The sequence below is a fragment of the Roseibium sp. genome (assembly GCF_965229775.1).
In the GTDB taxonomy this organism is placed as follows: domain Bacteria; phylum Pseudomonadota; class Alphaproteobacteria; order Rhizobiales; family Stappiaceae; genus Roseibium.
This window is the reverse complement of record NZ_OZ245929.1, coordinates 4,578,405-4,600,793: the sequence shown is the minus strand read 5'-3', so window position 1 is coordinate 4,600,793 and position 22,389 is coordinate 4,578,405. Positions and strand designations below refer to the sequence as shown.

General features: G+C 59.9%; 16 protein-coding genes. 5 read left to right on the top strand and 11 right to left on the bottom strand.

The window, feature by feature from the left end:
- Positions 1–7: 7 nt before the first annotated feature.
- Positions 8–679 (top strand): MotA/TolQ/ExbB proton channel family protein, encoded by a 672-nt coding sequence (locus ACO07N_RS20670; protein ID WP_421982840.1) that lies wholly within the window; start codon positions 8–10, stop codon positions 677–679.
- Here the strand turns inward: ACO07N_RS20670 and ACO07N_RS20665 are convergent.
- The 11 genes from ACO07N_RS20665 to ACO07N_RS20615 form a co-directional block, all read right to left on the bottom strand.
- On the bottom strand, positions 671–2,557 hold the full coding sequence (locus tag ACO07N_RS20665) for a hypothetical protein (protein ID WP_421982839.1): 1,887 nt from the start codon (positions 2,555–2,557) through the stop codon (positions 671–673). The two genes, ACO07N_RS20670 and ACO07N_RS20665, sit on opposite strands and share 9 nt — an antisense overlap.
- A complete protein-coding gene (locus ACO07N_RS20660; protein WP_421982838.1) occupies positions 2,554–2,976 on the bottom strand; it encodes an ExbD/TolR family protein in 423 nt (140 codons plus the stop codon). The genes ACO07N_RS20665 and ACO07N_RS20660 overlap by 4 nt, the downstream gene beginning before the upstream one ends.
- A 36-nt stretch (positions 2,977–3,012) precedes the next feature.
- The gene (locus ACO07N_RS20655) at positions 3,013–4,926 is read right to left on the bottom strand and encodes a serine/threonine protein kinase (RefSeq protein WP_421982837.1); all 1,914 of its coding nucleotides are present in this window, start codon (positions 4,924–4,926) and stop codon (positions 3,013–3,015) included.
- On the bottom strand, positions 4,923–5,690 hold the full coding sequence (locus tag ACO07N_RS20650) for a PP2C family protein-serine/threonine phosphatase (protein WP_421982836.1): 768 nt from the start codon (positions 5,688–5,690) through the stop codon (positions 4,923–4,925). The genes ACO07N_RS20655 and ACO07N_RS20650 overlap by 4 nt, the downstream gene beginning before the upstream one ends.
- Positions 5,687–6,373, bottom strand: coding sequence for a type VI secretion system-associated protein TagF (gene tagF / locus ACO07N_RS20645; protein ID WP_421982835.1), 687 nt, complete (start codon positions 6,371–6,373; stop codon positions 5,687–5,689). The genes ACO07N_RS20650 and tagF overlap by 4 nt, the downstream gene beginning before the upstream one ends.
- Positions 6,374–6,383: 10 nt before the next feature.
- A complete protein-coding gene (tssM, locus tag ACO07N_RS20640; RefSeq protein WP_421982834.1) occupies positions 6,384–10,040 on the bottom strand; it encodes a type VI secretion system membrane subunit TssM in 3,657 nt (1,218 codons plus the stop codon).
- Between the two features lie 40 nt (positions 10,041–10,080).
- The gene (gene icmH, locus ACO07N_RS20635; protein WP_421982833.1) at positions 10,081–11,715 is read right to left on the bottom strand and encodes a type IVB secretion system protein IcmH/DotU; all 1,635 of its coding nucleotides are present in this window, start codon (positions 11,713–11,715) and stop codon (positions 10,081–10,083) included.
- Positions 11,715–13,049: a type VI secretion system baseplate subunit TssK gene (gene tssK, locus ACO07N_RS20630; RefSeq protein WP_421982832.1), complete on the bottom strand. Its 1,335-nt coding sequence runs from the start codon at positions 13,047–13,049 to the stop codon at positions 11,715–11,717. The genes icmH and tssK overlap by 1 nt, the downstream gene beginning before the upstream one ends.
- A gap of 74 nt (positions 13,050–13,123) precedes the next feature.
- Complete coding sequence (gene tagH, locus ACO07N_RS20625; RefSeq protein ID WP_421982831.1) at positions 13,124–14,911, bottom strand: type VI secretion system-associated FHA domain protein TagH; 1,788 nt, start codon at positions 14,909–14,911, stop codon at positions 13,124–13,126.
- Positions 14,912–14,933: 22 nt separating this feature from the next.
- Positions 14,934–15,524, bottom strand: a complete 591-nt coding sequence (locus tag ACO07N_RS20620; RefSeq protein ID WP_421982830.1) for a DUF6931 family protein — start codon at positions 15,522–15,524, stop codon at positions 14,934–14,936.
- A 45-nt stretch (positions 15,525–15,569) separates the two neighbouring features.
- A complete protein-coding gene (locus ACO07N_RS20615; protein ID WP_421982829.1) occupies positions 15,570–17,396 on the bottom strand; it encodes a type VI secretion system Vgr family protein in 1,827 nt (608 codons plus the stop codon).
- A gap of 386 nt (positions 17,397–17,782) precedes the next feature.
- On the opposite strand from ACO07N_RS20615, the gene ACO07N_RS20610 reads away from it, so the two are divergent.
- The 4 genes from ACO07N_RS20610 (at position 17,783) to tssC (ending at position 22,205) form a co-directional block, all read left to right on the top strand.
- Positions 17,783–18,493, top strand: a complete 711-nt coding sequence (locus tag ACO07N_RS20610; protein ID WP_421982828.1) for an OmpA family protein — start codon at positions 17,783–17,785, stop codon at positions 18,491–18,493.
- 68 nt (positions 18,494–18,561) lie between these two features.
- A complete protein-coding gene (locus ACO07N_RS20605; RefSeq protein ID WP_421982827.1) occupies positions 18,562–19,848 on the top strand; it encodes an ImpA family type VI secretion system protein in 1,287 nt (428 codons plus the stop codon).
- A gap of 278 nt (positions 19,849–20,126) precedes the next feature.
- Positions 20,127–20,681, top strand: a complete 555-nt coding sequence (gene tssB / locus ACO07N_RS20600; protein ID WP_421982826.1) for a type VI secretion system contractile sheath small subunit — start codon at positions 20,127–20,129, stop codon at positions 20,679–20,681.
- Positions 20,682–22,205 carry a type VI secretion system contractile sheath large subunit gene (gene tssC, locus ACO07N_RS20595; protein WP_421982825.1) on the top strand — a complete coding sequence of 508 codons (1,524 nt, stop codon included), beginning with the start codon at positions 20,682–20,684 and terminating at the stop codon, positions 22,203–22,205.
- Positions 22,206–22,389: the final 184 nt, after the last annotated feature.

Here is a 22,389-nt window from a genome sequence, read left to right as displayed (position 1 = left end):
GATCTGAATGCCTGAGACGTCGTCTTCTCTCCTGGAACTGGGCGGACCGGTCGTGCTGGTGCTGCTCGGGATTTCGATCCTCGCGCTCGCGGTCATCCTTGCAAAGGCGTTCCAGTTCTCAAACGCGCGCGTCGGCCGTCACACGCTGGTACGGCAGGCCGTCACCATGTGGCGGACCGGAGACCGGACCAAGGCGGCACAGGTTCTGCTCAAGGACCGGTCCCTGTCCGCAGGGCTCATCCGCAGCGCGATGGATGCGATCCAGATGCTGGAAAACCAGCCGCTCGGATCACAGGAACGCGACATCCGCGAAGAACGTTTGCGGGAGGAGATTTCAGCGCGGGCGGCCGACCGGTTGTTCGGGCTGGCGAGCTGGCTAAAGGCGCTCGATCTTGTCACGCAGATCGCGCCCCTGCTCGGCCTGTTCGGAACCGTTCTGGGGATGATTGAAACCTTTCAGACGCTTCAGGAATCCGGTTCTGCGGCAAACCCGGGCACGCTGGCGGGCGGCATCTGGGTCGCGCTGCTCACGACCGCCTGCGGCCTCGCCGTGGCCATTCCCGTTTCGGTCGCAGTCACCTGGTTCGAAACGCGCCTGGAAAAAGAACGTGCCGCTCTCGAAGTGCTTCTGACAGGCGTCTTTACCGCAGGCACCGGCGCGCCGCAGCCGTCATCGTGACACCTTGAAGGCCTCGATCGAATAAACCCCCGGCTTCTCCAGAACATCGGCGATTCTTTCGGCAGGCAATCTCCCGAAGGCCGAAGGCTGGTTCTCCTTGGGCCTGTTCCAGACCGCAAGAAGCAAGGCTGTTTCGCTTTGCACACTGCCCATCAAAGTCACCGGGAACGAAAAGGTCCACCCACCCAGGCGCTCCCTGCTCGTTTGAGGACGCAGGTAACTCCGGCCATCAAATATTTGGCCAGCATTGTCGATCAGATACAGTTCCGGCGGCCCTTTTCCGTTCAGCACGAGACCCGCCTGTTCCGCCAGAGCAATTCGGTCCAAAGGCAAATCTCGCTGAACTATGCCGGATACGACGGCACCACTGCGAACCAGGGTAGTGTCCAGCTCAAAGAGGCTGGGTGCTTCGACCCCGTTCGCCGCCTTGAGTGCATTCAACAAAGCGCATTGGCGCCTGGTAACCAAACGGCCCCCGATTTGGGCCTCGTAGCCCTGATCGGTCTTGAAACGCTGATCAAATGAAGTGAAGGAATTTATCCTCGAAGCGAACACCGTCACGTTTGCAGTGTTTGTCCCCGCTGACAATACAGATAAATGCATGCACTCACCTGCGTCGTAGTTCTCGACATAGGCGGTCACCTTTGCGAGCGGATCGATTGTCGGGACATCGTCTGGCGGTACGCTTGGCTCGGGGTCTGCGACGGTGGGTGCTGCGGGGACGCTGGAGGTTTCTGGGTCGCTCGGACGCACGGAAGGTGAAAGGATCTGCGAAGGCTGCACTGCGGCGATCTGTTCTTCGGCCGGTGCGACTGCCTGTACGTTGCCCGGTGCCACTTGTACAGGGCTGGCACTCGCCGCCGGGACCGTCTCGCTCTCGACCTGGCTAACCGGCGGTCTCGCGGCGACGGTCACGTCTTGAACGACTTCCGTCGATGTGACCGCCTGCACAGCACCTTTATTCGGCGTGACGGCGCTCACAGGCGCAGAACTCGTCGTGGTGGTGACCGGGGCCGGACGTGTTGCCGCCGTCACCGCCTCGACCGGTGGCGCAACACTCAAAACCGGCGGCCGGACTGCGCTATCGACAGTTTGCGGCTGGACCTGGGTGGTCGGCTGGACACTCGTCACAACAGGAACTTCACTGCCTGTCTGGGCCGGAACGACGCTTGGAACGGCGACGATGGTTTCAGGCTCGCTCGCACCAGTCGGCACATCTTCAGGAACGGCTTCGACGACAACAACATCAGAGGCAATACCGGTCACCACTGTTGCGTCGGGAGGAGCGATGCTCGCATTGTTCTGTTCAACCTGCACCGCCGTCTCCGGCCGGGCCGAGATGATCGGCTGAACGGGTGCCGCAATTGCAACTTCCGTGGCCGGCTGCACCACCGTTTCCACCCTGTCCGGTGCAACCCTTTCCGTTGACGTTATGGGCGTTGTTTCAGCGTCGACCGGGTCCTGCACGCTCGGCGATACCGCGCTGGAAACTGCTGTTTCGCTTTCAACAGGACGCACGGCCTCAATCTGGGCCGGTTGCAGTTCTGAGACGGACGGCGTCAGCGCCTGTTGGATGTCTTCAGGCAGAACAGGCTCAAGCGCGGCCTGGCCGGCCGATTGCGGCGTGACCGCATCGGGCTGCGCCGCCTCAGCAACCACGGACGGGATCTCTTCCGCGGTCTCGAAAACCAGTTCATCGCTTTCGATGACGATTTCCGTTTGTGTGATGTCCGGGTTCTGTGCGTCTTCGGTGAACGTCAGCGAAATTCCATAGACAAGAAGCGCGACGTGTGCGGCGACGGAAACGCCGAGAACGGCCGTCCATACATAGGCCGGGATGCGCGCTTCACCGGCAAAATTGTAAACGGCAGCCGTCACGGATTTTCCGCCTCGATCGTGACGAAACTCAGCCTTGCTATTCCAGCGGTGCGCAGTGTCCCGGCAAGACGCGCAACGTCTTTCATTTGTGCATGCCGGTCGACCTGAACCGACAAGGTGTCGATTCCCCCGCCAAGACCTTCCAGGAAATCGTCGACACCTGCCTCTTCAAGGATCGCGCCCTCGAACCAGACGTCCCCCGTGCGCGTGAGCACCAGAGTGTTGCGGACCTGTCCTTCACCCTTGGTTTCGGTTGTTTCGGCCCATTCGAATGCGTCGGGCAACGACGGCCGCAATGTTCCTGACACCAGAAGAAACACCAACAGCAGAAAGACGACATTGATCAGCGCAAGTGAACTGTCCGCTGACCGGCTGGGCAACGGTTTGGGCAAATGGATCGGCTTCGTGTAACGCTTCATTGCGACCTATGATCCTCTTTCCCGGCTCCTGTTTGTTCACGGAACGACTTTGACCGTCGTCGCGGTTGCCCGCAAGATGGGTAACTCACCCATCAACGCGTCAAAGTAGGCGTCGGCCTGCTTTTCACTGCGGCCGGCGAGCTTCGCCACCAGGCCGTCCCCGACCAGGGAAATGATCAGGCCGGTTTCTTCCGAGGGCGTTTTCAGATTGAGCGGCACGACAAATCCGGCGCCGCCGTCGTCGGACTGAAGATAGGGCGACAGGTTGACCACGCTTCCGCTGCTCGCGACGAACAAGAGCCCGAGTTCCCCTGTCGACGCATCGAATCCGGAGATCCTGCCGGCCATGTTCTCGCCGTTCGGCACCACGGTCCTTTGCATGTCGAGCCGGAGTTCCGTCTTTTCGCTGCCCTGAGGCGTTGCCCTCAAAAAGGCGACAGCCGGACACTGGGCGTCCGACACGAGGTTGGCCTGTATCTTGGCCTCGAATCCCTGTGACCGGGTGAAGTCGCTGTCGAATGCGATGAAGGGTGGCGTGCGCGACGCAAACCCTTCGATTTCAGCGGAATTGGCGGCAATCCTTACAGGCTGCAGATACATGCATTCGTCAGCCTTGTAGTTGTTCACATAGTTGCGCACGCGGTCTTCAGGCTTCGCAGGCTGCTGAGCCACGGCGTCCTGGACCGTGTCGTTGTCCTGCTTGTCCGGAGACAGCAGGCTGAGGTCAGCCGCGTCGTCCTGACCGTCCGTCCTGACCGGTATGTCAGGAACGGTGTTGTCCTGAGCGCTGTTGTCCGGGCCCTGGTCCGTCGTGCCGTTGTCGGCAATGCCGCCTTGCGAGCCCGTATCTCCCGCCTGCCCCGTGTCCTGAACAGGCGGATCCGGCGCATTGTCCCTGGGCTGCGCCACCAGAACCGGTTTCTGGTCCTGCTGCGGAACAGACTGCCCTGCCAGGAAATAGACGCCGGCTGCGCCGACACCGGCAAATCCCAGCAGCGACAGCCCGACAAGAATGCGCCTCCCCCACCTGGCTTGCGGCGGTGGCATGTCCAGGGCCGTTTGTTCCGGAGGCGGCGCGGACGGTCTTATGATGGTCTTGTCTTCGCGCGGCTGGGACATGGGCGCACCCAGCGTCCACTGGGCAATGTCGGCCATTGACGCCGGCCTGTTCGCCGGGTCCGGTTGCAGCATCGCCTCCAGCAGGGGCCGGAACCGATTGTCGATGCCGTCCAATGACGGAACGATCCGGCGCTTTTCGACCATCTCGACCTGGGAACCGCCCATGTCCGGCTGTCTTCCGGTCAGCGCTTCGGCAATGACGAGCCCGAGCGAGTAGATATCACTTCTGGCGGTGACCTTGCCGTCGAACAGGCCAACCTGCTCCGGCGAAACGTAGTTCACCTTGCCCGCGAAGCCGTCGCCTATGATCGTCGGGCCGCCGGTGTTGGCCCGCGAGATCCCGAAATCGATGATCTTCGCCTGACCGACATCGCCGTTCTGCAGGATAATGTTGTCCGGTGAGAGATCGCGGTGGATGACCTCGCTGTCGTGTACATCCTGCAGGGCGGAGGCCAGGCGTATGACGAGCCTATAGGCCGCCTCGGGTTCGAGCGGACCGGACTCCAGCCGCGACTTGAGAGACGGGCCGCCCACGAATTCCATCGCGAGGTAGTAGACACCAAGCGTCGGTTCCTTGGCGAAAACGAAGTACTGCGTCAGGGCGTCGTGCTTGAGTTTTCGAAGGATCTTGGCTTCACGCTTGAAGAGATCGAGGATCAGCGGATCCTTGGCGAAGTTGGCCAGCAGCACCTTGATCGCGACCGGATCGCCGCTCTCGACATCACGCGCACGATAGACGATCCCGATCCCGCCGTCGGCAATGTGTTCCTCGATTTCGTAGAGGTTGTTCAGCCTGGTCCCGATCGGCAGCAAATGGTCATCCGGCTTCATGTACGCCCTGCTCCTTCACTCCGGTTGACCTGGTCGAAGTCCACCACGACCACCGTGACATTGTCCGTGCCGCCCTTTTCCAGGGCCCCATCCAAAAGGTGCTGTGCCACCGATTTCTGTGCACCGTCAAGGAGCATGTTGGAGATGACCGCATCATCGAGATGGCCGGTCAATCCGTCTGAGCAGAGCAGAAAGCGGTCACCGTGCCGCAGATTGCCGGAGACCAGTTCGAGCTCAAGCTCCAGTCCGGAGCCTATCGCACGCGTGATCACATGCCTTCGTGAGAAGTTCTTCGCCTCTTCTGGCGTGAGCACATTCTGATCCACGAGTTCCTGTGCCTCCGTGTGATCGGTCGTCAGCTGCTCCATCGTCCCGTTTCGCAGGCGGTAGACTCGGCTGTCGCCGGCCCACAGGCAAGCGAAATCCGTGCCGTAGGCCAGGAGCGCGGCAATCGTGGTGCCCATGGCGGCGCCATTGGCCTTCGCCGCAACGCGTTCGATGTCTTTCTTCGCGTCGATGACCCGCCCTTCGAACTGGTCCAGCAGATCAACTGCGCTGCGCGGTTCGCGGATATATCCGAGTGCGTTCTTGACAAGCCCGGATGCCATTGCGCCCGCATGCATGCCCCCGGCGCCATCCATAACCGCGAACACACCCTTTGCTTCGTCGCAGAAATAGGTGTCCTGATTCTCGCTTCGCACGCAGCCGACGTGAGTCAGTCCTATCGAAAACCCCTGCAGTGCTTCGGAAAACTGCTGGTTCATGTTCGATGATCCTCCGCCTGGTATCGCCCATGGTGTTGCCCTGCCATTTTCCCGTCATCCGCGCCCGCCTTGAAAGCCTCCGGCAAAAGCAGCCAGCGGAATTCCTCAGGGGCGGGCAACCCGTCGCAGCCAAACCGGTAGGTGCGCGGACCAGCCTGGCAGAAGAAGCGCGATGCGAGCTGGTCCCGGGTTTCCCGGGCTGGCTCCAGGGTTTCGCAAGACGACGCCTCATCCGGTTCAGCGCTCTCGAACGGCGCGGCAAGTCCTGCAACAGCCTCCTGGAATTCCTTGAGCGTCGCGTCTTCCCCTAGCGCACCGAGCAGAACATCCTCCACACTGTCATACCAGGTTTCAGGTGGCCGGCAGGTGTCATCGCCTTCCTCTGAAAACCCGACCACCGTCAGCGGAAACTTGCGTCCCACCTTGTCGACACTCGGCATCAGCGCACCAGCCAGACACGCAGACAGCACGCCGTCCTGTGCGGACGGCTTCATCCAGAAACGCCAAACAGGCATCGTCATATAGGCGTCCTCCCAGTCACCTCCGAGTTCCTGCCTCGATTGCGCGAGACCGTGTATCAGGAACGGTTCCCACAGTTTCAGGAACCCGTCCGGACAGCTCCCTGTTACAAAGTCCGCGCGGTCCGGCAGCTTCCCGAAATATCCGGCCAGGTTACGCTGCATCCGGTTCCCCTCAGAAACTCGTCGGGCATTTGAAGTCGCCGACTGCCGACAGGAAGAACGGGTTCGGCTTGGTGCGAAGCGTGACCGTGAAGGCGACCTGGCGCCCGCCGAGCGTCTTGCGGATCACGAACTTGTTCTGTCCCGAGCTGACCCTGTTGGCCCTTATGAACCGGTAGAACGCCCAGTCTCCATGAACCTCCTGACGCGATCTGTAACCGGGTACTTCCGGCTGGATCACCAGAACGACGCGTGGTGTCGCCGTGTTGCTGGGCCAGTCGAAACTTGCTGGAAGAGGCTGAATGTCGGCGTTGAAGCCCGGTCCGCGGGTGACCAGCACCAGATTGCCGTTCACTTCGAGGCTGGCCGCGTCCGCCTGCTGCGACAGCGCACGCGGCACCACCTGCAGCCCGATCGACGGGAAGGCATTTCCGGTCGGGAAGAACGCTTCCTTGATCAGGTCCGCCCGCTCGAACTGGCGCAGCGTGGCATTGGACAGTCGGTCCGCCTGGGCCACCTCTGGCTTCCAGTTCCATGGCCGTGACGACGTATCCACGAGCGCCTTGAGGTTCTGATCGAAAAACTGCTGCATGATGCCCGCCGGGGAGAACAGTTTCGCGAACTCGGTCATCGGAACTTCCGACCGCCCGTTCGTGAACGGATAGTTCCGCGCGACGATCCTGCGGCACTCGTCGACCACCTGGGACTTGAGCTTCTCGTTCAGCTGCGTGATCGAGGTTTCCTTGAACTCCTCGTCGAACTCCTTGGCTGCCTGCAAGATGAGCTGGTCGAAGGGCTTCGGGAACCGGGTCGCGTTGCTCCTGAGCAGCGACGCCTGGATCTGCACGTTGGAATTTGCCGTTTCGCTCTGGATCGGATTGTTCGCAACAACAAGAAGATTGTCGAGAATGTTCTTGAAGTTGACCAGGAGCGCATCGATCTTGCGGCTGTTTTCGCCCTCGACCAGCACATGGTAGGGCCGGAAGTGATCTTCGATGGCCTTGCCGGGAATGATGGCCGGGCCCCCGCCCCCGGTCGCCGCATTCAGGGCGTCCGCAACACTGCTGGGAGCAAGCGCCTTGATCCCGGCCTCAAGACCGATCCGTTTCAGACCGCCGGCCCTGTCCAGAACATAGTACTGGAAGACCTTCTGACCGGCTTCCTTGCCTGCGTCCCCGGCATTGCCTCCACCAGCAAGCGCGCCGGCGGCGCCCTCCTGCGACAGGTCCTGCGTCAGGAGCGTTTCCCTGCGGATGCTTTCCAGAAGCTGAACGACCGGCGAGGTTGGCGCGGATACCGCCTGCAGCGTCGTGTAGAGCGGCTTGTCGTTGCGCATCGACTTGAATTTCAGATTGCCGAGCGCTTCTTCCCAGGCCTCGATAAAGTCCTTGGTGTAAAGCGCGAGCACTTCGCCGGGCAACGACTGGTACTGGTCGGCAAAGGCATCGGCATCGCCGATCTCACCAAACACCCATTTGTCGCGTTCAAGTTCCTCGCGAATGCCGGCCAGGTTGGGCAGCACGGAGAGGTGGAAGCCGGGATAGGTGTAGAAGCGATCCACAAGAACCGTGTCGAGCGTATCGCCGTTCACCGTTTCGAACACGGTCTCCATATCCGGCCCACCGCGCTGCTCGGCGATCCAGTCCTCGCTTGCAATGCCCTTGGACCTTGACTTGAGCAAGGCGTAGCCGCGTTCGGCAAGGCTCACCCGCGCCAGTTCCCGCTGCACTTCCGCCACGAGGACGCCGTCCAGCTGGTCCGTCAGCACGTTGCCGCCGAAATCCAGATCCAGCATGGCCGCGATGTGAGAGTTCAGCTCATTGCGCAGAACCTCTCCCTGAGGGCCCGGGAAGCTTTGCAGGAAGTCGGCACGGAACGAATTCTTGATCTGATCCTTGTCGATTTCCGGAGCGTCACCGGCAACCATCCGGTAGAGCTTGGTGAGATTGTAAAGCGTATCGATGTCCTGGCCGCCGGGTCCCGTGCGATTGTCGAGGACGTCGGTCATCTGCTCTTCGATACGCAGCAGAAGACGCGGACGGAGCAGTCTTTCAAGACCGCTGCGATAGGACGTGATGCCGGCCGCCTCCAGGCGTTCGCGCTGGCTCAGGCCGAGTTTCTCCATGAAGGGCGTCGGATCGTTCCGGCTGTCGTACCCGACGGGAAGTCCACGAAGGAGCGACAGGATGTAGACAGAATCGCGCAAGCTATCATCGCGCACGACCCTTTGCTCAAGAACGCCTTCCCCTTCCGCGCGTACCGTGGCGACCGCCTTTGCGGTTTCATCAATGAGCGACTTGTTGTTCAGGTAACTCATGGTCCAGAGACTGCCCAGACCAAGCGTCAGCAGCACGATTGCCGAATAGGCGGCGATCCGTGTGGCCGTCGCCATACGGACGGCCTGCCGGTTGTGCGTGACCCAGCCGGCTTCTCCGATAATCACCTTGTTGACCAGGTCCCGGAGGAAGTAACTCTTGCCCTGCCCCGACAGCGCGGCTGCCTGATAGGAGGTTCCGAAGGCCTGGCTCATCGAACCGACCACCCGGTCAATTGCCGTTCCGGTCTGCGTTCCGGAGGTGAAGTAGAAACCGCGCAACACCGCGTTCGGGTAGTAGCGGCTGGGTTCGAAGATCGCGTTGAGGAACCCGGTAAGACGATCCTTGAGCGCAGCGATCTGGGTCGGGAACCCGTACAGCATCAGCCGCGCTCTCGGATCAGGCTCTTCCTGAAGCCGGTCGGCGAGTTCCTCGTTCAGGCGCTCGATCAGGAGATCGAACTCTGCCGGTGTTTCCGCGACCATGTTCTTGTTCTTTTCGCGGGTCTGGAAGGTCGCGCCCCACACGAGGTTCCGTCTGCTCTCGGGATAGGAGCCGAAGAATTCCATGAAGCCTGCAACAGTGTCGGCCTTCGTGAAGATCACATAGACGGGGAAATCAATCTTCAGCGTCTTGTAGAGTTCGATCAGGCGCGCGCGAATGGCATCCGTGTGCTCTTTCAGCTCCGTGTCCGACAAGGTCATCAGATCCTCGAGACTGATGGAGACCATGACGCCATTGACGGGCTGGCGCGGCCGCGCCTTGCGCAGGATTTTCAGGAAACCGAGCCATGCCTCGCTGTCATGCTCTTCATCGGAATCCTGGGTCGTGTAGCGTCCCGCCGTATCGATCAGAACGGCATTCTCGGCAAACCACCAATCGCAATAGCGGGTTCCACCCAGACCCTCGATCTTCTGCGCTTCACCCTTGCCCCTGGAATTGGCGAACTTGAGCCCGGAATGCATCAAGGCCGTCGTCTTGCCGGCGCCCGGAGGGCCGATCATCAGATACCAGGGCAAGTCGTAGAGGTAGGTTCGCGTGTTGCCACTGGCCGTTTTCAAGGTCTTCAGCGCATCTTTCATGCGCTCCGACATGATTTGCAGGTCCTGTTCGCTGGCCTTGGGCTGAAGAATTTCCTGTTCCAGGGCGCGGTTGGCCGCAATGCGTTTGTAGATGCGGTAGCCGGTCCAGCCGCCGATCGTCAGCAAGACGAGAAACACGAGAAGCAGGCGCACCCAGAGAGGTTCGAACGGACGCACGCCGGCAATCGCCAGGAACGGACCCCCGAACCAGATCAGAGCAATCAAGGCCAAAATGCCTATGATTATTGCCGTTATTCCGAGCCAGAATTTCATTGATAAAACCTTGTTTCTAACTTTGCCCCGGATTTGACGTCTAGTTGTCGATGACCAGTCCCTTGGCCGGAGGTTTTAGGAAAACCTCCACCCTCCGGTTGAGTGCCTTGCCGTCGCGGCTGGTGTTGGGCGCGATGGGTTCCTCCGCGCCTCGGCCTTCCACTTCAACCCTGTCCGGTGTCTGCAACAGCGCCTGCATGACGGCCGCGACCGACTTTGCCCTTTCGACCGACAGGTGCCAGTTCGTCGGGAACCTCGGATTGTTGCGGATCGGATCGCTGTCCGTGTGCCCGACCACGAGAATTTCACCTTCGACCTGATCGAGGGTCTGGGCGACCTGTTCCACAAGCAGCTGGAATTCGGGACGCAACGTCGCTGCGGCCACGTCGAACTGCGCGCGCATCCGTAGCATGATGGCCGGACCTGCCTGCTGGATTTCCAATCCGTCGATGCCAGCAAGCTGTTCCGATATGGAATCAATCGGCGCATCCGCGGGCGGCGGCAGTGGCGGCGGCGGCTTGGGCTGGTATCCCTCACGTGCCAGTTCGATCGGACCGGTCGGGTAGAGCGCGCTCGATCGGCTTGCAATCACTTCGCTGCCGCTCGCAAGGAGAAGCATCAGGGTGACATAGCCACCGAGCAGCAGTGCTCCGGCGACGGCCGCAACCGACCAGATCGGCACGGAAAACCCGGTTCGCTTCTGGATAAGTTCAAGCCCGCGCCAATGCGGTGACAGGTCGTCTCCGGGTCGCGGCCGGACGCGCCTCAGGATCTCGTGCAGATCCCTGCGTTCGCGTTCCAGCCCCTGCTGACCGCCCTGGATGGCCCGGTACTTGCCGTAGAACCCGAGGGACAGACAGGCGTGCATCACTTCCAGTACGCCGTAGTTCCGGCCGGGATCCTGCTTCGCCTTTTCCAGCACCTGATAGAACTCGACGCCGCCGGTCGCCTGGCCGAAGAACTGGGTCAGCATGGAATATTGCGTCCACTGATGCCTGCCCGAAGACGGCAGGTTCTGGACAATGTCGTCCGAGGTGGCGCAGAGCGCATAGGCGGCCGACTGGATCTGGTCGTCCGTTATCCCGGCGCTGCGCAAGTCCTTCTCGAAGGTCTTGATCGCGTTGTACACGTCGCGCATGAGAGCGTCGAACTGCGCGTCCGTCATCGTCAGGTGCAGACGGCCAAGCAGCAGAAGCAGGGGTGCCGCTGCACGTGATATCGGATTGCGGTTGGCGACCCGGATCTGGTTGATGTCCGGTGTCTGAGCCAGTTGCCCGGTGGCTTGCGCACCAGGTGCAGCGCCTCCAACAGGTGCCTGTTGCGGCGGTGGCGGCGGCGGCGGAGACGGCGCCTGAGCGGGTGGCGGCGTCCTGATGTCGGGCGCCTTTTGCTGGCCGTATTCATAACCGGCCGGTGTCGGTGCGTAAGGGTCCTGACCCGCGCCGCCGCCGCCCTGCCAGGGATCCGGCGCGCCGCCAGGCTGCGGACCGGGGGGTGGCGGAGGCGGAGCTGCCTGTCCCGGCGCCGGGGCAGCGGGAGGCGGAGGTGCCGCAGGCGGCTGACCGGCCGGTGCACCCGGCTGGGGTGTCTCGCTCCAGCGCCCTCCGGGGTTTGGACGGACGATCGTTTTTCCCTTGCGCTTGGAAACGCCGAAGGGATCGTCGTTGTCCGACATCAGCGGCCCTCCCGAATTGCATAGAACTCAAGCTGCAGGTCGGGCCAGTTCCCCGAGAACTGAAGTCCGATCGCCGAATCCTGACTGAATTCACGCCAGAGCGGTGTCGACTTGTCGAGCCTGAAATAGACCCTGTCCGTCAGCGCGCGAATTTGCGCCGGTGGAACGGGCATGTGGATCAGGGGAATGCCCGGCAGGTTCGAATAGACGATCTGGCGCATCTGGCCGAACGGGCCGACCTTGAACAGCCGGGGGAATTCGGTCTGGATTTCTGTCAGCGGACGGCGCGCGGCCACTTCGATCACGAAGTTTGCCTGAGAGAACAGGTTGCGGTCGACGATCGTCGACTTGAAGGCGTTCGGCGCGAGCTGCTCCAGCGGCAGCCGGATCGCGCGGCGATCGTAACCAGCCGACAGAAAGGCCTGGATGTCTGCCAGGACCGGTTTGAAGATGTCGTGCAGCTTGTCGTGATCATAGACAGGATAGTTGCGCGCCCTGCGCTCCTCGGTGGCAAAGGTCGCAAGTTCGCCGGCAAGCTGAAGGAACTCCGAATAAAGACGTTCAGGGTGAACATAGGCCGACTTGCGCAGATGCATGAGTTGCGGATGAAGCCGATTGAGCATCTGCAACGTCAGGTAATCGAAATTCTGCAGACCGCCGCCTGCAGAGGTGTCGGCTGCGTAACGTGCCAGTTCGCTCAGTTTCCGCTCCACCCAGCCGATGACGGAATCGATCCAGCCCGTCACGACCGGATGCACGTGACACGCCAGCACAGGCGGTGCAAACGTTCCGTCGGTGATGACGATGCGATCCTTGATCTCCGTGATCCTTGCGACCGGGAGGCAGACGTGGCCGGGGTGCGGTGTCGAGCGGATCGAATAAGTCAGCCGCGGATGAGCAACATCGATTTCTTCTTCCTGCCGGATCGCCGACGTTGAATCGATGATGGTCTCGCGGCCCTGCATATAGCGCGTCGCGGCGTCCTCACGCCCATCCGCAACCTCGACGGCATTGACAGTGGTTTCGGGAATGCCAAGCCAGACGATCTGACCGGCGGCATCCTCGGGAACATCTATGGCAGGTGGCGGCGTGCCATCGGCAGGGAAATTGAAGACGGTTCCATCAGGGAATATCCCGCGACCGAACCGCAGGGCGAACCGGCATTGCTGGCCGACATCCTGATCGATCTCGATGTCGGAAAAGCCCCAGGGATAGGGAGAGGCAAGCCTGACGCGTTCATCCAGCAGGTGCTCCGCATAGCGGTCGCTCTGCTGAAGATGATGCGGCCTCAGAAACAGGCCTTCGGTCCATGCAACCTTGCTATACCATGACATTAAGGCACTGCTCCCTTACCTTGACGACGCCGATGCGCCCCTGACACCCGAACGCCTCAAAATTGCTGTTCGTCCTATTGCTCTGACTCATCGTTTGAAAATTCTTCGTAGCTTTCCGTAAAGTACTGCGTGAACACGCCGACGACGCCGTCGTCATATGCACCTGTCAGCGACGTCCAGCGCTCCTGAAGCCGCTCCCACATCTTTGCCTTCTGGTTTCCAAATGTGCTCTTGGCGACCTGCCCTTCTTCCTCCACCGCCTTGGGCGACAGCGTCTCATCGAACCGGGCGGCAGCCTTCTGCATCGCGGCGTATGTCCAAACGTGATGCTTCTGGATGTCCTTGAACGCCTCCGACATTGCCTTCGGCAACGGAAGATAGCCGGTTTCCTCAACGTTCTGCGCGAGCATCGTCTGAAGAGCCATCTGCGGGGTCGGCGAGAATTTCAGTGCATTGTTGCCGCTCCGGCTGATCAAGGTCCGGTTGGCGTTCCGGGTCATGGCCTTGACCTTGCTGCGCGCCTGCAGGAGGCCCATGACATCACTGGTAATGCCGTTCAGGATCGAGCCGAGTTCACGCGCGAACGCCTCGGGATCGCGATCCGCCAGAACGCTTTCGGGAATACCCGCACCTTCCGCGAACGCTTTCAGAATGTCTGGTCCGGGACCAGGCGTAGCCTTTGCCGGTGCGGCCTCGGCTGGTGCGGGTTCCGGCGCAGATGTCTGCGCTTCGGCCTCCACTTCTGGTGCAGTAGCCTTCTGCGGCGGTTCAGCCGCCTCAACCGGTGCTTCAGCTGCCACTTCAGGAACGTTTTCCACCTGGACAGGCTCGGCTGCCGGAGCACTCTCCGGAAAGGGAGAGGCTGCAGCGGCGTCCAGTTCGGAATGAGCGGCCGCGTCCGGTGCTTCGGGAAAAACACTGCCGGATAACTCGGCGGAACCTTCGACGGGAAGGCTCTCCTCCGCCGTTTCAGTTTCGAGGGCCGGCATCTTGAACAGGGGCTCCGGTGCCCCCTGCTCTGCTGCTTCCGGAGCCGCCGACGGAAACGGGGCCGCGGGACCCGGTCCGGCAGATGGTGCGGCCGGCGCCTGAACGGGCTCGGATGGAACAGGGGCTGGCGGAACGGGCGGAACGGGCGGCTGCATGCTCGGCTGGGCGGCAAGATGGTCCAGCGGATCCGCCTGAGCCGGCCGGACCGGTTCTGATTCCGGCTGCCTTGATTGCGGATCGTAAAGCGCCGGGTCCGCGCTCCCCCATCCGTGGCCCTGCTGGCTCCAGACATCATCTGCAGGCGTGCCTATCCCGGGAGCCTGAGACGGCGGCGCATGGCGCCCTTCCATGCCGGTCGAGGCCGGCGCGTCCCATGGGCTGCTTGTCTCCTGGGCCGGGTAATGAGGTGTTGCCGCGGGCTGGCCCGCAGGCCACTGCGGTGAAGCGGGTGCGGCCGGAGCCTGTGCGGGTGACTGCCATTGCGCCGGCCCGGATGGGTATGAAGGATCGGCACCTGCAGGTGCGCCGCCTGAGAAACCGGCACCGGCACCTTCTCCGGCATCAAGCGTGACGGCGACGATGTAATCGCCGATCATCAGACGGTCGCCGGAGCGCAGGGCGTGGGCCTTGTCCATGCGGTTCGGACTGCCGTTCAAAAACGTGCCGTTGGTCGAAACGTCGTAAAGAACGAAATTTCCGCCTTCGAACCGGATCTCGCAGTGCTTTCCGGAAATCACACGCTGCGGGTCCGGCAGGCTCCAGTCCAGATGCTCGTGACGGCCAATGTCGAATCCCCGGTCGGCGCAGGAATAGGATACCTGCCCTCCGGTTTCGAGCCTGTCCACGTTTTCGATCTGGAGCGTAATCCGCATGCCCACTGGTCCCCCGATCACATCAGACTGCCGCTTGCTGCTTTGCAAGAACAACAGGCATTGACCCACCTTCCGCAAAGGAAATTCCCGCGGTGATACAATCCGCAATCGCTTCCTCACGTACGCCAGGTCCGAGCGCTCCAACAGCGAGTTGCACAGCGCCATTGGCGCAAACTGCAGTCAGATGCGGGAGCGTGTCTACGCGAAATTCGGGATTTGGAGAGATGGACCCGCCTGACAGGCTTGCAGCACGGCCAATCCAAAGCGAAGGACCGTCGCCCTTAAACTCGTCCACCGCCGCCTGCACAGACAGGCGCGCCTCCTCGTCCTCGTCTTGCACCCATGCCGTGACCAGCTCCAGCATACTCAGATCTTCTGCTGTCTTGTTCTGATCAAGACCCGTCACGCAGCGCAATCCCCACCATACGGCCTCCCGTTTCGGCAGCACATGAGCGAAAAAAAGGATTGCCGCATAGGGGTCTTCCCCTTTCAGGATCTCCAGCGTGAAGTCCTGAGGAGAGATGTCTCCCGCAGGCGGCTCCAGTTCCTCTTGCAGATCCGGATAAGTCTGAAAAACCTGATTTGCGCTTGTAAACCGGATACGAGATCCCATTTCCGTCACTCCGTCTGCGATCCTGCTCAATACCACTGCGTCTCGTCAGTTTATGAGCACCAAACCGCCCTTGATCGTATTGAAGGCTTGTCCCTCGACAGTCGTGAACAGTCCTTTTGCATCCAGTTGCATCTGGCCGTGGATCTTAACCTGCAACGCTTTTATTTCTATGCCCATGGGGGTCATGACGATCTTGCTTGAGCCACACTTGAACTCGATCTTCATTCCCGCCTTGACTTTCCAGGTCTGACCTATGGTTTCCGTCACATTGACGCCGACCTTCTCGGTCCGGTTGCCATCGATCTTGGTCGTGCGATCGTTCTTGACATGGAGATCGTCATTGTTCTCGACCACAGTCTCCATGTCTTTCTGGGCATGCACGCCGATCTTTTCCTGGCCCTTGGAGTCGTCGAGCACAAATTCGTTGTACCCGCCGCCGCCGACAGTCGAATCGGTCTTGATACCTGACTTGTTCTTTTCGCCCGGCAGCGGATAAGGCGGCATGTTGTCGGCATTATACACCGTTCCGATCACGATCGGCTGGTCCGGGTCGCCTTCCAGGAACTGGATGATGACTTCCTGGCCCACGCGGGGAATGTACATGCCACCCCAGTTCTTACCGGAAACGACCTGGGCCACGCGCACGCGGCGCGACTGTGTCTTGTCCCGGTCCCAGTGAAACTCGACCATGATCTGGCCGTACTCGTCGACATCGATCTCGCCGTCTCCGACGACCTTGGCCGTCTGCGGCCCCGGAATGCTCGGTTTCGGCGTATTGGCCGGGGTTCTGAACGGAATGTCGGATGAAAGGACATCATAGGTGCCCGTATAGGCCTCACCCTGAGAAACCCCATCGCCCGAGCGATAACTCTCGGTGATGATCTGGTGGCTCGCGCGGATGATGAGATATTCCTTGTTCTGCGCCTGGTGCGGGTGATCCTTCAGCGTGAAGAGCCCTCCGGCATAAAATCGCGGCACTTCGCCAGCAGCCTCGACACGGTTGTCGCCGGCCTGCTCCGCCTGCAGACGGATATCGCTGTATTTCGTGCCCTTGTCTTTCTCCGTGTAGCGTCCAGGGTAGTCGTATTTTTCCAGCGCCCCGGCGCGGTACGACGACCCGGCATCCTTGTCCGCTTCCAGCGAAGCACTCGGTTTTTCGAAATCATAGTCGTTGATGGCAAATTTACCGGTGCGGAATGCCCGGCCGCCGACCCAGTGGTAGAGATGTTCCACGTCGCGCTGACTGTCTCCCCCCAGATCGATGAAGGGAATGTTCGGGTCACCTTCGATCGGGCTGTAGGATGACTTGGCATCGGCGAGAATCATCGTGTGCTTGCCGTCCTTGTGCTCGAAGCAATAGGAAATGCCGAATTCCTCCATGATGCGGCAGCAGAAATCATAGTCCGATTCCCTGTACTGGACGCAGTAGTGAATCGGATCGTAGCTCTCCGTGAGCTTGTTCTGGAAATCGGCAAAGTCATGTTCTCCGAGGACTTCCGCGATAATGTCCGGCGCCGACTTGTCCTTGAACATCCTGCAGTTGGAATTCTTGGTCAGAAGCCAGAACCAGGGGCGCAGGGTGAGTTTGTAGCGATAATAGCCGTCCCTGTGACCGAGCCATTGGGCATTGGTGAGAAGCCCGTCGAAATACCGGGTATCACCGTTATTGGTCTTGACCTTTACCGTCATGTGGGTGGCAAGAGCCTGATCGAAATCCAGGTCTTCCTCCTGGCTCACGACATCCAGGCGAATATCGAATTCGTCGCTCAATCCCTCGTCGCATTCTAGCGTTACCAAGGAGAGCACATCATCGCCAAACACCGACTTGAGCTCGGCCATCCGATCGGTTTGTCTGAGTTGTCCAGTGGCCACGGAAGTCTCCTTAAAAAACTGCGGTTAAATACGGCTGCCGGTCACAGGCATCTTGACCTTTATTTATGACGAATCTGACGAAACCGATGTGCTAGGGAACACAGTTATTGCAAAAATTTAAACACCGAATTCAAAAATTACCAAGAGTTGTTTGGCACTAAACCCGGCAATCAAGAAGACTCGAGAAAAATCACATTAGTCTGTTAACTATCTCACGAATATCTCACGCTTTCCTCCTCTTGCTTATTCCCCACAAATCGACATACTGACATCAAAACGTACTTTAGTGACTTGCACCACATTAATATTTTCAGGTTATGGCACGATATATTTCAACATCCACTGCGAGTTCGCTCGCGCAAGCTCCGAAAGGGAGGATTGAGATCGTGACCCATCGCCAAATCGTCTCAGGCGTGTGCAATGTGAAAGTCAAAGCCGCTTCGTTCAAACCACGTTCCGTGCTGGCCGCCACACTGCTTTCGCTGACGGTTGCCGCAACGGGATTTGCTTCCGGGACAGCCTTTGCCCAGGACGCGACCTATTCGGCCGACGAAGTCAGCAAACACTTCAAGCAGCTCAAGACCCGGTCGCTGAAACCGACCGGTGCGACACGCGCGCTTTGCATCGGCACAAGGGATGAATGCAATCCCAACGCCGCCAAGGGAGAAGGCGGCCAGGTGGCCGTGAAGCCCGAAAACGCCGACAGCGAGACCGCGAGCACGGACACGCTCGTCGTTGATCCGGAAACAAAGGCCATCGATGCCGGCTTCAATCTCCTCGTTTCGTTCGAATATGCATCGGCGCGCCTCAGCCCGTCCGCGCGAGCGAATCTGAAAGAGTTCGCGAAGGGCATTGCGGATCCGGAACTTGCCAGTGCGGTCTTTGTCATTGAAGGCCACACCGACGGCATTGGTTCGCTCAACTACAACCAGCGCCTTTCCGAGGACCGGGCCCAGGCCGTGACCGAATATCTGGTTTCGCTCGGCGTCGGCAGGAACAGGCTGAAGACGGTCGGTTACGGAAAGACGCGCCCGAAAGTCGCGGACGTAAACGATCCGGCGAACAGACGTGTCGAAAGCAAGCTGGTTTTCGAATAACGCCTGATGCGGCGGCTGCCCTGCCGGGGTCTTTCCGGCAGGGTTTTTGAAGTGGGGCACACAGATCTATGAATTTCGATCCGGAGAAATATGGCGTCGAAATCTCTCCCGGCGCCGGATGCGGACCCGACCTCTACGACACGGAACCCGCCTTCGCGGCACTCATGGACTCCTGCGAGGAGATGCTGCCGGAACGGTTCTCCGATTTTGATCGTTCCGAAATCGAGTTTTCCGACATCTACAAGCAGATGGAGGGCTTTCTCAAGCAGTCCAGGGATATCCGGCTGCTGGTGATGCTCGGGCAATTCTCTTTGTTGAGCGGCCAGCTCCAACAGTTTGCCGATGTCGTCCGGATCTTGCGTAAGCTGCTTGAAACGCTCTGGGACGAGGTTCACCCGATGGATGCGGACTTCGGGTTCATGGAGCGCATGGGTGCTCTGGAAGCGCTGAACAGCCGTCCGACGGTCATTCTGCCGCTTGAAGCCGCCCCCCTTCTGAAAACACGCCGCAGCGGACCCATCAGCTACCGGGCCATAAAGATCGCGACGGGGGACGTCACGGCGCGCGAAGACGAACACACCATCTCGCTTGGCGCGATCGAAGCGGCCCTGACATCCGGTGAACTCGAACAGGATGTCATCGAACAGGTTCTCAAGGACCTGGCGGAGCTCCCCGGTGAACTTCGTGCCATCTCGGAAACCTGCGCCGAAAAACTCAAGGCCGCTGACGCCAAGGCGACAGCGCCGGATTACGATGTCCTGGCGACGCTCCTCAGCGATATCAACACGGAACTGAATATCCGCCTCGGCCGCATGTCGGCCGAAGACGCCGATTCGACCGCATCCGACAGCGATGAACCGGGCCAGGCGTCCAGCGCCGGAGCTGGAACGGCGTCCAACCTCGAAATCAGAAATGCCGCCCAGGCGAAACTGATTCTCGATGCCGTCGAGGACTATTTCTCTGCGCGCGAGCCGTCTCACCCGGCCCTGTTCCTGGTGCGTGAAGCACGAGGACTGGTCGGCAAGTCCTATCTTGACGCGCTCAAGATCCTGATGCCCAGGAGATTCGACGAAGTCGCCCTGCTCCTCGGCGCGAGCGGACTGCAGCTTTCCAATGACCGGCTGCTCGAACTCAACGAAGGCGAGGACCGGGAACTCGGCGACATCGACGACTTTTCGGTGCTTGTCATTGAAAACCGCGCGGACGCGATAACCGGGATCGGCGCCGTCAAGGGCTACTATTCCGCAAACGAGCCAACCAGCCCGATTCCCATGCTGCTGGAAGAAGCCCAGAACATGAGCTCAGGATCGTTCACCGGTCTCCTGAACCTGTTTCTGCGCCCCGAAGAGGAGTGAGGCGGACATGGTCACCTTGCGGCAAAAATCCTTTATTTCCCTAGAGTTCCCACACTTGTCCTTGACTCAACGACGCAACGGGTTCTCAATATTTGGGGAAATTTTTCAAAGCGACACACATGTGACTGCCGTCACTTCAATTCTACGGCAACCGCAGTAAATATAAGTTCATCAGACACGATGAACAGCAAGCAATGTCGCTACCGATTCTACGTTCTACAGGTATTCGACGATATTCGATTTAATTTCTGAGGTCAGAAACACGAAAGGCAAGTAAAATGGCATCAAATAGCGGGCAAGGCTTTATCAAGCGTAACAGACCTCCGAGGGTGCACATCTTCTACGAAGATCCGTTTGATGCGGAACAGAAGGTCGAGCTGCCGTTCGTTATGGGGATCATGGCTGACCTTTCCGGCGACAGCCCCGGTGTTGAAAAGGACGATGTCGACGAGCGCAAGTTCCTGGATATCGACATGGACAATTTCTCCAAGCGCATGGAAGCGATCGAGCCGGGAACGTCCTTCACCGTCGAGGACAAGCTGTCAGGTGAAGAGAACACCAAGATGAGCGTCCAGCTGAAGTTCAAGAACATGGACGATTTCACACCGGGCAAAGTTGCAGAACAGGTGCCGGCGCTCAAAAAGCTTCTTGATGCGCGCAACAGCCTTGCCGCTCTGCGCACCATGATGGACGGGCGGGTCCAGGCGATCAGCCAGCTTGAGGAACTGACCCGCGATCCGGCCCTGATGCAGGCCCTTGCTCAGAAGATGGAAGCCGAAACCGCCGCTTCAAAGGGCGACGGTGCCGATGACGGGGACAAAGAGGAGGCATAAATGAGCAACACCGACACAAGCGCTCAAACGAGTGGCGCGGCTGCCGCGGAAGCTGCAGGTGAAAAAAGTCCTGAGGAATTCGCTTCCATCCTGAAGCAGAACTTCCGCATCAAAAGCGAAAACGAAACCGCCAACGAACTTGTCGACAACGCGATGTCGACGTTCCTTGCGGAGGCCCTGTCCGACCAGGCACTCATCAAGGACGACGTCTACGACACGATCGACGAGATGATTGCGAAACTCGACGAGAAGCTGACGTCGCAGGTCAACGAGATCATTCATGCGCCTTCGTTCCAGAAACTGGAAAGCGCATGGCGCGGCATCGATTACCTGGTCCACAACTCGGAGACCGACGCGTCGCTGAAACTGCAGTTCCTGAATATTTCCAAGCGGGAACTCGCCGGGGTGTTCAAGAGCTATCGCGGTGCCAAGTGGGATCAGAGCCCGTTGTTCAAGCAGATCTACGAAGCTGAATTCGGTCAGCTCGGTGGTCAGCCTTACGGATGCCTGGTCGGTGACTATGAATTCGGTTATGAGCCGCAGGACATCACCGTGTTGCGCGGCATGGCGAAAATTGCCTCGGCAGCGCACGCTCCGTTCCTGGCGGCAGCCGATCCGCAGCTCATGCAGATGGAAAGCTGGACGGAACTTCCGACCAAGCGCGACCTGTCCAAGGTGTTCGACACGGAAATTCATGCCCAGTGGCGCACGCTTCGCGAATCCGAAGACGCCCGCTACCTCGGTCTGTCCCTGCCGCGCGTGCTGGCTCGTCAGCCCTATGGCGCGAAGTCCGACCCGGTCGAAGAATTCGCCTTCGAGGAAGAATTCGGTGAGGACAGCCACGACAACTATGCATGGATGAACTCGGCCTACGCGATGGCGACCAACATCAACCGTGCCTACAAAGAGTACGGCTGGACGGTTCGCATCCGCGGCGTGGAAAGCGGCGGCCTTGTCGAAGACCTGCCGACCCACGTCTTCGAAACCGACGACGGCGGCGTGGACCAGAAGTGTCCGGCTGAAATCGCGATCTCCGATCGCCGCGAACATGAAATTTCGCGACTCGGCCTGATCCCGCTGATCCACCGCAAGAACACCGACCAGGCAGCCTTCCTTGGTGCGCAGTCGGTCTTCAAGCCCCGTCAGTTCTCCGGTCCGGACGGAAAGGACGCAACGGCTTCGGACAACCTGTCGGCGCGGCTGCCTTACATGTTCGCGACCACACGTTTCGCCCATTACCTGAAGGTTATGGTGCGCAACAAGATCGGTTCGACCAAGGAAGCGCCGCAACTGCAGCGCTGGCTGAATGACTGGATCATGGACTACGTCGATGGTGATCCGAACAATTCGACAGAGGAAACCAAGGCGCGCAAGCCGCTCCGCGAGGCAAAGGTGACCATCATTCCGGACGAGGAAAACCCCGGCTACTACAGAGCCCAGTTCTTCCTGCGTCCGCACTATCAGCTTGAAGGCATGGATATCGGTATGAGCCTTGCCTCTCGCATTCCGCAAGACGGAAACTGATCGACAAGACTGCCATTCGGGCGCCAACCCGTCCGAATGGCCTGCATCCGAAAAGGTGCAACCCGGGACAACCGGGTGGAGGTCTAAACGAGCGCGTAAGCTCTCAGGGGTTCGGGCCAGAAGGTCTGAGTTAGATGCAAGTATTGGAAACCCAGCGCCGGATGAAATGACCGGCCTGAACATA

Coding starts and splice junctions, on each gene's coding strand:
- ACO07N_RS20670 (WP_421982840.1), top strand. CDS start 8: ATGCCTGAGACGTCGTCTTCTCTCCTGGAACTGGGCGGACCGGTCGTG.
- ACO07N_RS20660 (WP_421982838.1), bottom strand. CDS start 2,976: ATGAAGCGTTACACGAAGCCGATCCATTTGCCCAAACCGTTGCCCAGC.
- ACO07N_RS20655 (WP_421982837.1), bottom strand. CDS start 4,926: ATGAAGCCGGATGACCATTTGCTGCCGATCGGGACCAGGCTGAACAAC.
- ACO07N_RS20650 (WP_421982836.1), bottom strand. CDS start 5,690: ATGAACCAGCAGTTTTCCGAAGCACTGCAGGGGTTTTCGATAGGACTG.
- tagF (WP_421982835.1), bottom strand. CDS start 6,373: ATGCAGCGTAACCTGGCCGGATATTTCGGGAAGCTGCCGGACCGCGCG.
- tssM (WP_421982834.1), bottom strand. CDS start 10,040: ATGAAATTCTGGCTCGGAATAACGGCAATAATCATAGGCATTTTGGCC.
- icmH (WP_421982833.1), bottom strand. CDS start 11,715: ATGTCGGACAACGACGATCCCTTCGGCGTTTCCAAGCGCAAGGGAAAA.
- tssK (WP_421982832.1), bottom strand. CDS start 13,049: ATGTCATGGTATAGCAAGGTTGCATGGACCGAAGGCCTGTTTCTGAGG.
- tagH (WP_421982831.1), bottom strand. CDS start 14,911: ATGCGGATTACGCTCCAGATCGAAAACGTGGACAGGCTCGAAACCGGA.
- ACO07N_RS20620 (WP_421982830.1), bottom strand. CDS start 15,524: ATGGGATCTCGTATCCGGTTTACAAGCGCAAATCAGGTTTTTCAGACT.
- ACO07N_RS20605 (WP_421982827.1), top strand. CDS start 18,562: ATGAATTTCGATCCGGAGAAATATGGCGTCGAAATCTCTCCCGGCGCC.
- tssB (WP_421982826.1), top strand. CDS start 20,127: ATGGCATCAAATAGCGGGCAAGGCTTTATCAAGCGTAACAGACCTCCG.
- tssC (WP_421982825.1), top strand. CDS start 20,682: ATGAGCAACACCGACACAAGCGCTCAAACGAGTGGCGCGGCTGCCGCG.